This window comes from Pirellulaceae bacterium, from assembly GCA_019636385.1.
GTDB lineage: Bacteria > Planctomycetota > Planctomycetia > Pirellulales > Pirellulaceae > Aureliella.
The window spans coordinates 574326-586324 of sequence record JAHBXT010000001.1 but is presented as its reverse complement, the minus strand read 5'-3'; the positions used below and the strand labels follow the sequence as shown (position 1 = coordinate 586324).

12 protein-coding genes are annotated in these 11999 nt (G+C 55.3%); 8 read left to right on the top strand and 4 right to left on the bottom strand.

The features are described from left to right. Window positions 1-7: 7 nt before the first annotated feature. Window positions 8-172, bottom strand: coding sequence for a hypothetical protein (locus KF752_02230; protein MBX3420352.1), 165 nt, complete (start codon window positions 170-172; stop codon window positions 8-10). A 20-nt stretch (window positions 173-192) separates the two neighbouring features. Here KF752_02230 and KF752_02225 point away from each other — a divergent pair, with 20 nt between their 5' ends. Together KF752_02225 and KF752_02220 are read left to right on the top strand one after the other, a co-directional pair. After that, a complete protein-coding gene (locus KF752_02225; GenBank protein ID MBX3420351.1) occupies window positions 193-1056 on the top strand; it encodes an aquaporin in 864 nt (287 codons plus the stop codon). Beyond that, a complete protein-coding gene (locus KF752_02220) occupies window positions 1056-1922 on the top strand; it encodes a type III pantothenate kinase (protein ID MBX3420350.1) in 867 nt (288 codons plus the stop codon). Before KF752_02225 ends, KF752_02220 begins: the two co-directional genes overlap by 1 nt. Before the next feature lie 66 nt (window positions 1923-1988). On the opposite strand, the gene KF752_02215 is transcribed toward KF752_02220, so the two are convergent. After that, window positions 1989-3131 carry a M20/M25/M40 family metallo-hydrolase gene (locus KF752_02215; protein ID MBX3420349.1) on the bottom strand — a complete coding sequence of 381 codons (1143 nt, stop codon included), beginning with the start codon at window positions 3129-3131 and terminating at the stop codon, window positions 1989-1991. 157 nt (window positions 3132-3288) lie between these two features. Here KF752_02215 and KF752_02210 point away from each other — a divergent pair, with 157 nt between their 5' ends. After that, window positions 3289-3567, top strand: a complete 279-nt coding sequence (locus KF752_02210) for a hypothetical protein (GenBank protein MBX3420348.1) — start codon at window positions 3289-3291, stop codon at window positions 3565-3567. Then, entirely contained in the window at window positions 3560-4870 is a 1311-nt protein-coding gene (locus KF752_02205; GenBank protein MBX3420347.1) for a glucose-1-phosphate adenylyltransferase, read from the top strand. The genes KF752_02210 and KF752_02205 overlap by 8 nt, the downstream gene beginning before the upstream one ends. Window positions 4871-4886: 16 nt before the next feature. On the opposite strand, the gene recJ is transcribed toward KF752_02205, so the two are convergent. Continuing rightward, the gene (gene recJ / locus KF752_02200) at window positions 4887-6686 is read right to left on the bottom strand and encodes a single-stranded-DNA-specific exonuclease RecJ (protein ID MBX3420346.1); all 1800 of its coding nucleotides are present in this window, start codon (window positions 6684-6686) and stop codon (window positions 4887-4889) included. Window positions 6687-6908: 222 nt separating this feature from the next. On the opposite strand from recJ, the gene KF752_02195 reads away from it, so the two are divergent. The 3 genes from KF752_02195 to KF752_02185 all read left to right on the top strand — a co-directional run bounded on the left by KF752_02195 (window position 6909) and on the right by KF752_02185 (window position 10112). Next, complete coding sequence (locus KF752_02195) at window positions 6909-8573, top strand: putative manganese-dependent inorganic diphosphatase (GenBank protein ID MBX3420345.1); 1665 nt, start codon at window positions 6909-6911, stop codon at window positions 8571-8573. A 368-nt stretch (window positions 8574-8941) separates the two neighbouring features. After that, window positions 8942-9199: a hypothetical protein gene (locus KF752_02190; protein ID MBX3420344.1), complete on the top strand. Its 258-nt coding sequence runs from the start codon at window positions 8942-8944 to the stop codon at window positions 9197-9199. Window positions 9200-9212: 13 nt separating this feature from the next. Beyond that, window positions 9213-10112, top strand: a complete 900-nt coding sequence (locus KF752_02185; GenBank protein MBX3420343.1) for a hypothetical protein — start codon at window positions 9213-9215, stop codon at window positions 10110-10112. Window positions 10113-10174: 62 nt separating this feature from the next. Here KF752_02185 and KF752_02180 read toward each other — a convergent pair whose 3' ends face one another. Continuing rightward, window positions 10175-10522, bottom strand: coding sequence for a DUF721 domain-containing protein (locus KF752_02180; protein MBX3420342.1), 348 nt, complete (start codon window positions 10520-10522; stop codon window positions 10175-10177). A 280-nt stretch (window positions 10523-10802) separates the two neighbouring features. Here KF752_02180 and KF752_02175 point away from each other — a divergent pair, with 280 nt between their 5' ends. Beyond that, window positions 10803-11987 (top strand): alanine--glyoxylate aminotransferase family protein, encoded by a 1185-nt coding sequence (locus KF752_02175; protein ID MBX3420341.1) that lies wholly within the window; start codon window positions 10803-10805, stop codon window positions 11985-11987. Window positions 11988-11999 lie beyond the last annotated feature (12 nt).

Sequence of the window (11999 nt, the reverse complement as noted above, 5' to 3'; positions counted from 1 at the left end):
TACTTTCTCACCAAGTGCCCATGGCTGCCAACAGTCGTTGAGCACTGCTGATGATGTTGAAGTTGGTGACCGCATGGCCAGTGTGGTTGCGTCCGTCATGTAAAATAGCTAACGTACTGACGCCGCCAGCGATCGAGCTGACTGGCCAGCCGGCAGCGTTGACGGAAAACATCAAACTGGGGAGAGGGCAACTTGAATGCACCGCAACCGACTTTGCGTGACTGTGTCATCGCAGAGATTCTTGGGACGTTTGTACTTATTTTTTTCGGCTGTGGTGCCGTACATGCAGCCGTGTTGTTCGGGGCTCAAGCGGGCCTGTGGCAAGTCGCCATTGTCTGGGGTGTAGCAATCATGCTGGCGGCTTATGCTTTTGGTGGCATTAGCGGAGCACATATCAACCCGGCGATCACGGTGGCCATGTATTGTTGGAACCGATTTCCTGGCGAGCGAGTTTTACCATATATCGGCGCGCAGTTGTTGGGAGCATTCTTGGCAGCGGCAGCACTGTACGCAATTTTTTCGCCGAAGCTTGCGGCCGTAGAATCTATCAAGCAGGTGGTGCGTGGCCAACCCGGCAGCGAGATCACAGCCTGTTGTTACGGTGAATTCTTTCCAGCGCCAGGCGGCTTGGCAGCCGGTACAACGCCGTATCGCGCCGATGAGCACGCAGAGTTACGCAAAACAGTCACGCATTCCGGTGCATTCTTCGCCGAACTATTGGGCACATCCATCTTAGCTGTGATGGTGCTGGCAATGACCGATTTACGAAATCAGGGAGGCCCGGGCGCAAAGACAGCTCCCATCTTTATCGGATTGACGGTTTCCCTGTTGATATCAGTTATCGCTCCGGTAACGCAGGCCTGTTTCAATCCGGCCCGCGATTTCGCGCCGCGGTTATTCTCGTCGCTGGCTGGGTGGGGGCAAATTGCGCTGCCCCTGGGAAGCGATTGGAGTTGGTTAACAGTCTACATCGTTGCGCCGACTTTGGGGGCTGTGCTGGGAGGTGGCTTTTACACGCGTGTCATCAAGCCGATGTACGGTGTTGGCGACCTGTGATGAATCAGCATGAAACGCAAGACCAGCGCTTGGCGGTCGACATCGGTAACAGCGGTGCTCGCGTGGTGCGGTTGCCTCTCGATCCGCAGGCTCCACTGGCGACTCCACTACGAATCAATTGGCTGCGCTTTGTGAAGTCCAATGGCCAGGAGACGTATGCTCCGGACGACGAGCGGTGGACGAGTCAGCTTGAACCACTGATCGATTCCCGCCAGAATACACAGTGGTGGATCAGCAGCGTCAATCGGCCGGCTACTGCCGTATTGCAAAGGTTCCTGCAATCGGTGCCCTGCCAAACTATGCAGGTGGTGGATTATCGCAGCATTCCTCTGCGAGTGGACGTGGATTTGCCCCACCAGGTCGGAATTGATCGATTGTTAGCAGCGCTAGCCGCCAGCCGTGTCGTTCAGCAGCGTCCAGCTATTGTGATTCAAGCCGGATCTGCAGTAACCGTTGATTTGGTAATTCGAGTTGATGATCAACACGCCGAACCGAACCGTCACGATGCCTTTCAAGGCGGAGCGATTTTGCCCGGAGTGCCGATGATCTTGCGTTTGCTTGGCAGTGCAGCGGACTTGCTACCGGAGGTGGAAGCCAGCGAGCTGATGGTGCTACCGCCGTTGCCCGGACGCAATACCCAAGCGGCGATGTTGGCGGGAGCGTCCAGCAGTTTGGTTGGTGGAGTGAGGCACTTGGTCGATCGCTATCGGATGCAGTATGGACCCCAGGTACCCATCGTGCTCAGCGGCGGTGATGGTCCGGTGTTGGCTCCGCATCTGGACGGTCCAATCGTGGAAGTGCCGCAGTTAGTGCTGCAGGGTCTGCGCACTCTAGCCGATAGCCCCTTAGGCAAGCAGCAAAAGTAACCCAGTAGACACCGCCGCCAAGACGCTGGGTGAACTGGGGCTCCACCCTCTGGCGACGGTCGCTACCTAATTGGCAACGAACTGCCGCAATAGCTTGGAATAGATTTCAGCGCCAAGCTGCAGTTGATCGAGGGCAATCCATTCGTCGCAGCGATGTGCTTGATGGACACTGCCTGGACCGAGCACAATTAAGTCCTGCATATCGCTGAAGCGGCAAGCGTCGGTGGCATAGCCAATCGCTGCCGGGGCCTGTTGCTTGACGGTTTCCAGTGACTGAATAACAAATGGTCGATCGGCGGGCGTTGAAAGTGGTGGCAGGCTGGAGATCGCCGTGACTTCCAGCCGCATTTCGCGGGCCGCTGTGGTCAGCTGGTCGACCAAGCGCTGCCATTGTGTATCCGGCATGGTGCGCAAAAATACCTCGCAACTAGCTTGACCTACCGAGATATTGAATTCCGCAGGTTGATTGCGAATGACGATATTCAAATTCAAATGCGGGGGGTCGAAGGTGGGATTGAGCAGGCTCGGGTTTTTCTCAATGTCTTGTGCTAACGTTTGCAATTGACCGAGCCAACGAATAAGCTGCCAATTGGCGTTGAGTCCGCCACTGGTACTACTATGTGCAGCCACGCCGTGAGCCACAACTCGAAAGCGGCAGCCACCCTTATGCGCATTGACCACACGCATTTCGGTAGGCTCGGTAACAATACCTACCGACTGTGACGTTACCGCCCGGCGATAGAGCGGACATCGTTTGACTAAATGCTCAGCGCCCAACATTCCACATTCTTCGTCGCCCGTCACGAAAAAATAAATGGGGGCACGCTGATCGGCGGCATCTAGCTGGTCGATCGCCGCCAGTGCCGATGCAATGGGGCCCTTCATGTCGCAGGCACCGCGACCCCACAACCGGCCATCGTGCACGGCAGCATCGTTCGGTCCGGCACCATGGGCGACTCTCCAGCCGTCACTGGAAACCACATCGCTGTGGCAGAAGAAGGCTAGTCCGCCCACGGTAGAGTTGCCAATCGCCCGCACGGCTGACAGGTTGACCTTTTCACAGCCGTGCAAATCGCGATAGGCAAGCGTATGAACCTCAAAGCCGCGTTGTTGCAACAGTCGCTGGATCAGCGATGCGCACTGGGCATTGGTGCATGCAGTGTCCGAATCGCAGTTGATCAGCTGTTGAGCAAGCGTTAGGGGATCCATGGATGTTGTGACTTTTTGTGATCATCAATCTTCGTAACCGCGTCAAGCACTTCTGGACCTATCGTACCGCGCCATGGAAGGTGTGTTAATCATCGTTTGCAATCAAAGGTTGGCGAATTGCCGTAATGGCGACCGGTTGCAATCCCGAAGAACCTGGGTGCCATCGGTCAATGATTTAACGAACGCACGCTTAGTTCAACGATTTTTTATGGAAAATTCATTTTCAATCACTGGCGGGCTTAACTTGCAAACGCTTCAGGCCATCGGTCCTTTCGCCAAGTCGCGGCTGGTGTTATGCTGCCTTTCGAAGCCAGGGGTGACGAGCACTTATGCCGCCTATGTTGACGGCAATGAATTGGCTGCGACAACTATTGCCCGTGCCAACGAACGAGAAGATTCTCCCACGATTGTGTCAGGTGAGCACCACGATGTTTGATGTCGACCCGCGTAAAGTTACTGCCTTGATCCTCGGCGGAGGCCGCGGATCGCGTTTGTACCCGCTGACACAGTATCGAGCCAAGCCAGCGGTGCCTTTGGCCGCCAAGTACCGCTTGATCGACATTCCCATTTCCAACTGCATTCACAGCAATATCAACAAGATATTTGTACTGACGCAGTTCCTGTCAAATTCTTTGCATCGTCATATTCGCCAGTCTTACAGGTTTGACCAGTTTTCCGGAGGCTTTGTCGAACTACTGGCGGCGCAGCAGACAATGGAGGGCGGTACGGATTGGTACGAAGGTACCGCTGACGCCGTTCGCAAGAATCTGCGGCATGTCGATCAGCGCGGAATTGAGTACATTTTGATTCTGTCAGGCGATCAGCTCTACCGTATGAACTATGCGGACATGTTGCGGACGCACATTCTCAACCAAGCCGACGTGACCATCGCCGCCTTGCCCGTCCAGCGCCAGGCCGCGCGCGCGCTCGGCGTGATGCGCTGCGATGCGCGCGGTCGAGTCACAGGGTTTTTGGAAAAGCCACAGACTGACAAAGAACTTGATTTGGTACGCATGGATCCGGCATGGATCGACGCCCAAGGCGTTGACTCAAAAGGTCGCGATTGTTTAGCCAGTATGGGACTGTATATTTTCAAGCGTGATCTGTTGTTTGAAATACTTGCCAAAACGGACTACCGAGATTTTGGCAAAGAGGTGTTCCCGGCTGCCATCCGCAGTCGCAAGGTTCAGGTGCATTTATTCGACGATTACTGGGAAGACATTGGAACCATTCGGGCTTTTTACGATGCCAATTTGTCACTGACCAAACCCAATGCACCGTTCGATTTCTGGCAGCAAGATGAGCCGGTTTATAGTCGGGCGAGGTTTTTGCCACCGTCACTTCTTAATGGAGCGACCATTCGCGGCAGCCTGATTGCCGATGGCTGCCGCATCGGCCAGGGGACTGTCATCGAAAATAGTATGATTGGACTGCGGTGCGTGATCGGTGACGGCGTGACCATTAAAGACAGTATTATCATGGGTGCCGACTTCATGGATACAGCTCAGGATCTGGCTCGTCACCAGCAACTGGGACAGCCGCCGCTGGGGATTGGCGACGGATCGAAAATCGTCGGTGCCATTCTAGATAAGAATGTTCAAGTTGGCCGAAACGTGACTATCGAAAATCGTCAGGCCACCGAGAGCAGCGATGCGCAAGCTCCCTGTTTGATTCGCGATGGCATTCCCATCTTGTGCAAGGGTGGAATTCTGGCGGACGGTTTTCAGTTAGACGGATAAGAGACTTGGCCATTGTCTAACCGACTGACAGCAAGCTGGCAGGTTGCTGGCTGTGCAGCCGCCAATCCACCAGGTGCAGCTCGACCTTTCGAAAGCCACGATACTCGTTGATCACTGGACGAAACGCCAAATCAATCAAGTCGTCGGTGTGTTGCATAAGGGTTGGCAACCATTCTTCAGCATGTCCAAAGGCCACAGCGCGCATCTTCCAGCCATGTTGCACAAGCTGCATACTGAGGTGCTTACCGCTGTCTCCCAACGGCTTGGGCGGCTGGTCCATGCGAACGGCCGTGGCGCAAAACAGAGGTCGCGAGTTGCTCATGCCGAACGGTGCAAGCTGCTCAATTTGTATCATGGTGGACAAGTCTAGCTGGCCCAAGGCGGCTTCGGCGTCGAATTCCAATTCAGCTCCGTGTTGGACATCTGACGACTGCTCGGCAACCGCCTCCAAAAACGCTGCGCGAAACGTGGATAAATTGCCTTCGTTGATCTTCAGACCGGCGGCAGCGGCGTGTCCGCCACCGCTAACCAGCAGCTCGCGGCACTGCAGCAACGCCTGATGCAGATTGACGCCGTTAGGACTGCGGCCAGAGCCAATTGCCGGCTTGGTACCCAGTTTATCTTGAGCGATCAGCACAACGGGGCGATGATATTTTTCAGCCAGCTTGGCGGCCACAATGCCGATCACTCCCGGATGCCAGCCCGGCGAAGTCAGCACGAAGGCTGGGTCGTCCTGGATAGAGTGTACTTGTTTGAGCTGCTTGGAAGCTGCAAGGTGAATGGAGCGTTCCAGTTTATTGCGAGTCTCGTTCAGTTCTAGGATGTAGCTGGCCAGCGCGGCGGCGCGTGCCTCCTCTTGGGTCACTAGCAACTCTACGCCCAATTGCGCCTGCCCCAATCGGCCAGCCGCGTTCAAGCGTGGAGCCAATGTAAAGGCGATGTCTTCTGAATCGAGGGCCAGTTTGCTACTAAGCTGAGATAATTCCTTCAGTTTTTTGACGCCGAGCGGAGGATGGGTGGCCAGCATCTTGAGTCCATTACGGACGAGTATTCGATTTTCGTCAATCAGCGGCACAACGTCGGCCACAGTACCGATAGCGGCCAGTCCCAGGGCTTGCAGCAGAAAATCACGCAGGTGCTGGGCGACTTTGGGTGACCCAGTGTGGTGTTGGCAGAGCGCCCAGGCCAACTTGAAGGCGACTCCTGCTCCGCATAAATCGACGAACGGATACCCTGCATCGGGCAGCGCCGGGTGAACGATGGCGTCAGCCGCTGGCAGTCGGTCACCAAAGCGGTGATGGTCAGTGATGATGACTGACACCCCCAACTGTCGAGCGCGATCGGCTGCCTCGATACTGGCGATGCCACAATCGACGGTGACGATCATCCGCTTGCCCTGAGCAGCGAATCGCTCGACGATATCGGCATGCAAGCCGTAGCCTTCTTCCATGCGATTGGGTAAAAAATAGCTGGCTTTGCACCCCAGTAGACTCAGGCATCGAAACAGGATTGCGGTACCGGTCATGCCGTCGGCGTCATAATCCCCATGCACTACGATTTCATGTCCAGCATCACGAGCACGCATGATCTGTTCGACGGCCTGCGGAACGCCGGGCAGTTCTTCGGGTGGACGTAGTCCCGATAGCTTGGCTTCCAAGAATTCTTGAGCGGCCTGGGGTTCAGAAATTCCACGGCGCAGCAACAATTGCGCGACCACTGGGGATATCTTCGCCTGCTCTGAAAGCCGCTGGATCAGTACACGATCGTGCGGAACGAATTTCCATTTCTTGTCTGCCATCCCGACAGTTCCCCGCATCCGCTGGCGATTTTGAACTGTGTCCGTTGAAAGCCGGGACACCAGCCGCACCTATCTTACCGAGCTAACTGGAAATTCCCAGGCACGACAGACATGCATTGCAGTCAATTTCATGTTCCTTACGTTCTTTGACGCCCTGCCCCACTCAGTGCAAAAGCCTCCGGCGGCTAGAATGTAGCCCTGAAACCATACAATTCCTGATCACCGGAGCCAAGCGCCAGCATGAGTTTGCTTGTAGTAGGACATCGCAATCCAGATACCGATGCCATTTGCGCGGCACTAGCCTATGCCGACTTGTTAAGGCGCACGGTGCGGCCCGATGCCGTAGCCATTTGCTGCGGGCCGCCCAATCAACGCACCGAATACGTGCTCCGCCGTGCAGACATGTCGCCACCGCGCATGGTGATGGACGTGCGGCCTGAAGTAGGCAATTTTTGCCGCCGTAGCCCGGTAGTCGCCTACGAAGACGAAGTTTTTTCGCAGGTCTACGAGCGCATGCAGCAGCACAATATTAGCGCTATGCCAGTTTTGAATCGTGACGGTGGATTGCTTGGACTACTGACCCTGCTGGACCTCATGAGAATCATTTTCGAAGGTGATTCGGATCACTTGGCCGCACGCAAGGTCACAGCATCAATTCGAGATATCGCCACGGTATTAGGCGGCAAGCTACAACAAGCCATCGACCCAGATGAAGTGATCGACTTGATGATCTTAGTTGGGGCTATGAGTGCCGAGGGGTTCACCGAGCGTTTGCATCAATTCCCGGCGCGGCAATTGATCGTAGTCAGTGGCAATCGCCCTACCATTCACTTGCCTGCCCTGGAGCATGGTGTACGAGTGTTGGTAGTCACTGGCGGCTACGAATTGTCGGCCGGGCTGATGAAGCTGGCCAAGATGAATAAGGTGACAGTGATTTCGTGCGCTCTGGATACTGCTTCAACAACCATGCGCATCAAATCGGCGCGACGGATCGCTACGGCGGTACAGGCGGTCTGCGTAACCTTGCCGGCCAAGACGCAAATCGCCGACGCGCGAACCTGGGTTGCTCGGACTCGTCAGAAGCTGTTTCCGGTCTTGGACGACAAAGGCATGTTGTACGGCGTATTGTCTAAGTCGGACCTCGTAAATCCTCCTAAGCCGCAGCTGGTGCTGGTGGATCACAACGAACTGACTCAGGCGGTCGAAGGCGCTGCTGAAGCCGATATTATCGAAGTGCTGGACCACCATCGACTGGGAGGTTCGTTGCGCTCTGAACAACCGATTCGGTTCATCAACGAGCCCGTTGGTTCTACCTGTACGCTAGTGGCGCGACAATTTCGTCAAGCCGGCCTCGAACCTACATCCAGCATAGCGTTGTGCATGGTAGCAGGGATCATTTCCGATACGCTGCGCCTGCGATCACCGACGACTACCGACGTGGACCGGGAGATGTTGAGCTGGTTAAGCGGATTGTGTCGAGTAGATATGGACGAGTTTGTGAATGACTTCTTTGCAGTCGGTTCGGCTCTGCGGACACATTCGGCTCAGAATGTGTTGCACGAAGATTGCAAAGAGTTTGAGGAGCGTGGGCATCGCTTTTCCATTTCCCAAATTGAAGAGACTGGATTTGACCTGTTTTGGGATCGGCGCGAAGAGTTGTTCGTGGCCCTGGGTGAATTAGCTCGCCAGCGCCGATTGGACTTTAGCGCACTGTTGGTAACCGACATTATTACCAACGGCAGCCTGCTGCTTTTATCTGGCGAACCTGACTTTGGCGAAGAGTTGAATTACCCACGACTGGAGCGATGTCTATATCGCCTAGATGGTGTCGTCAGTCGCAAGAAGCAGCTTTTACCACTGATCTCCAAATTGTTGGGCGACACTCGGCTGGCCAGTTCGCGTTGAATGCCCAGACGTGAATCGCGGATCATGGGTCTCCCTTCACTCCGACGACTGCCGTTCTCAACTAGATGTCTCTTGGTAGCGACAGCCGCCATTGGGCCTGCGGTTCGCTAGATGACTGGAAACATTTCAGCCAGGTGACATTGGCAGCACGTGGTCGTAGGCCGTGCGAAAATCTGATACAATACGCCCCGGCCGCGCACGGCAACGCCAATCCAGCGCACAAGAGTGCATCGGTCCAGGACTCGTGGCCGATTAGTCCCTTCTACCTGGGCCTTCAATGAATGAAATTGGAGCTTTCTGTCCTGTCTCTGCTGAGCTATGAGACGCCATATATTCCTATACAGCACGAACCGATAGAGAACAGCACCATGACCGAGAAGAACTATTCGGCATATCAGCAAAAGGTGATCAAGCGCTTCTATGAGAATCGTGACGCTATTGCCCTGCAACGCGCCAGCGAACTGGTGACAGAACTGTATTTAACACAGGGGGCCAAGCGTAAGAAGGTTTGGCAGTCGCTTGAAAAGAACTTGGAAAAGGCGGGTGTTCCGGCGGCACAAATTGATCACTTGAAACAGCAGGACAATCCTGAACTAGTTGCCAAGTTACTGTCACAAATGGTCTAAGGTGTAGCCAAACATGTTTCGTTCTCCAGGGGGTATCCTCGCAACTGGCGTTCGTTGGCGAGTGTGCGGGATAGTCTTGGTGCTATTGGTCGGCTTGAGCAGCTTGCTGGCCAAGCCAGTTCTGGCGCACGATCCCGCTGTGGCAGTTGAGGTCGCGCCATCTGAATCGGCGCCTGGCGCTCCGCCCCTACAGGCTCAACCCGTTCCCGATACGTCCGATCTTTTCCGAGTCCACAATCGACTATTCGTGTGGGTGGACTGGCAATCGAGAAAGCCCGCACAAGTACCACGTGTCGCCGCTCCACTTCGCAGCGTGCGTTGGCATGATGCAACTGTTGCAGACGCGATTTCCGTGCAGCCCGAAGTTAACCATTGGCTGCTGAAGTGGCCTCGGTCAGCCAAGGTACCCGAGCCTGGAGCGTGGATAGAATTGGAGTTTGATGCACCACCTGAGTTACTTCACGAAGTTAAACCGATCGCACAGATGGCTGATGGCAGCTTCTATCTGCCGGCTCATGTGGCTGAGACCTTAGGTGCAAAGTTACGGTATGAACCTCAACCGCATAAGAATACTGTGGGCTATTGGACCAACGCCACGGACCGAGCAGTGTGGCGCTTTGAATTAGATCGCCCAGGGCGATTCAATGTGGCGATACTGCAAGGCTGCGGTGCCGGTCACGGTGGGAGTCGAGCGGAATTGAGCATCACGCCGTCTAACGGCTCATCGGCGGCCGCGCGCGTCGAATTTCAAGTAGTCGAAACCGGACACTTCCAGGACTTTCGCTGGCTGCAATTAGAGAGTATTCATCTTGGTGAGACGGGAGTTCATCAACTTCAAGTTCGGCCATTGGAGATTCTCAACGGCGCTCTGATGGACATTCGTGCGATTCAATTGGTGCGACTACCCCAGTAGTACCACCGCCAAGTCACGCAGACTCGCCAGTGCCACCGAGCCTGCTCGGCTCCATGGAGTCGTCAAGCGATCTTGCCGCGTAGATCGCGGATGTTGGCTTGCGGCAGGGCCTGCTGGAGCGCTGCCAGCACCTGTTTGCGACAGAGCTGTAGTTCTTGCAGTGCCGAACTGTCGCGCACGAGAACCTGCAGTACGCCGCGTTGGATCGTGCACGGCCTTGTTAGCGCAGACAATTGCGGCCCCACGGCGGATTGCCAGGCTACCGCCAGCTCGTTGGCTGCTTGGGTTTGTGCCAAGCCATGGCGGGCCATGAGGTTCCTCATGGAGTGCCCGATATGCTTGGCGCGAACTCGGCTCGGGCGCTGTTTTATTTGCTGTAGATCCCACAGCTCGCGTTGCTCTGGCGTCATTGTAATACCACCACCGGCTGCGTTAGAGTTCGATTGGCTGCGCGATTAACGCATTTTGAAACTGCACTGTGGCGAGCGGCCTAAAGGTAGCTAGCGTCGCCAGACGGCGGACCAGCCTGGGTGCTACTGTCAGGGCGACGATGACTGACTGCTTTATGGCGAATCGCTGCTCACTTTTATGAACAAGAATCCTACCGCGAACTGGGCTGATGCAACAATAGGTTGTGGTACAATCTGACTTCCAACATCTCCAAAATTCTCCTTTGAATTGAAAGTACGCATGTCTGACTTCACAGCACTCCGGCCTTCACAACGAGTCTTGATGGGCCCTGGACCCAGCGACGTATCGCAGCGAGTCTTGCAAGCCCTGGCCGCCCCTACGCTCGGACACTTGGACCCCGAGTATTTGCGCATCATGGATGAAACTCGGTCGATGCTACGTCAGGTCTTTCAAACCCAAAATGAAATGACTCTGGCCATTTCGGGCACCGGTAGTGCGGGTATGGAAGCCTGCGTGTGCAATTTGGTCGAGCCTGGTGACGAGGTCATCATTTGCGTCAACGGAGTCTTTGGCGGGCGCATGAGGGATGTCGCTCAGCGGTACGGGGCCATCGTACACACGGTTGAGGCTCCCTGGGGCAGTGCTATTGAACCTGAGCAAATCGAAGAAGCCCTGCGGCAACATCCGCAAACGCGAATTGTTGGAATCGTACACGCCGAAACCAGCACCGGTGTGCATCAACCGATGGACGAAATCGCAAGCATCGTTGGACGTCATGGCGGGTTATTGCTCCTGGACGCGGTTACCAGTCTGGGCGGCATTGACGTCCCCATTGACCGATGGCAAGTGGACGCTTGTTATAGTGGCACGCAGAAATGTTTGAGCTGTCCTCCTGGATTGTCGCCCGTGACATTTTCCAGCCGGGCTCTGCAGCGCATTGATCGTCGGCGAAACAAAGTCACCAGTTGGTATCTGGACATCACCATGCTTCGCAACTATTGGGGCAGCGACCGCGTCTATCACCACACCGCGCCGATCAATATGACTTATGCATTGCGGGAATCTTTGCAAATGATCTTGGAAGAAGGATTGCCACAGCGAGTCGCCCGCCATCAACGAAATCATGCGGCCCTGCGAGCCGGTTTGGAAGCGATGGGAATGAACTATGTTCCCCAGTCATCGCTGACGACACTCAACGCTGTCTACATTCCCGAAGGGGTCGATGACCTGACTGTTCGCCAGCGGCTGCTGAACGATTACGGTATCGAAATTGGCGCTGGATTGGGGCCTTTCAAGGGCAAAGTTTGGCGAATTGGGCTCATGGGCAGTAGTTGCACTCAGCGGCATGTGATGCTGATCCTGTCGGCGCTGGGGGAAATCCTGTATCGGGACGGCAAACTGGGAAGTCCGGGAACTGGTCTAGCGGCCGCCAGCGAGGCACTAATGTCCATCGATTCTGTTTAGACGTAAAATTCA

What these genes read in the sequence shown, in the direction of transcription:
- KF752_02220 (MBX3420350.1), top strand. Translation starts at nt 1,056, where the DNA reads ATGAATCAGCATGAAACGCAAGACCAGCGCTTGGCGGTCGACATCGGT.
- KF752_02215 (MBX3420349.1), bottom strand. Translation starts at nt 3,131, where the DNA reads ATGGATCCCCTAACGCTTGCTCAACAGCTGATCAACTGCGATTCGGAC.
- KF752_02205 (MBX3420347.1), top strand. Translation starts at nt 3,560, where the DNA reads ATGTTTGATGTCGACCCGCGTAAAGTTACTGCCTTGATCCTCGGCGGA.
- recJ (MBX3420346.1), bottom strand. Translation starts at nt 6,686, where the DNA reads ATGCGGGGAACTGTCGGGATGGCAGACAAGAAATGGAAATTCGTTCCG.
- KF752_02230 (MBX3420352.1), bottom strand. Translation starts at nt 172, where the DNA reads ATGTTTTCCGTCAACGCTGCCGGCTGGCCAGTCAGCTCGATCGCTGGC.
- KF752_02175 (MBX3420341.1), top strand. Translation starts at nt 10,803, where the DNA reads ATGTCTGACTTCACAGCACTCCGGCCTTCACAACGAGTCTTGATGGGC.
- KF752_02180 (MBX3420342.1), bottom strand. Translation starts at nt 10,522, where the DNA reads ATGACGCCAGAGCAACGCGAGCTGTGGGATCTACAGCAAATAAAACAG.
- KF752_02185 (MBX3420343.1), top strand. Translation starts at nt 9,213, where the DNA reads ATGTTTCGTTCTCCAGGGGGTATCCTCGCAACTGGCGTTCGTTGGCGA.
- KF752_02190 (MBX3420344.1), top strand. Translation starts at nt 8,942, where the DNA reads ATGACCGAGAAGAACTATTCGGCATATCAGCAAAAGGTGATCAAGCGC.
- KF752_02195 (MBX3420345.1), top strand. Translation starts at nt 6,909, where the DNA reads ATGAGTTTGCTTGTAGTAGGACATCGCAATCCAGATACCGATGCCATT.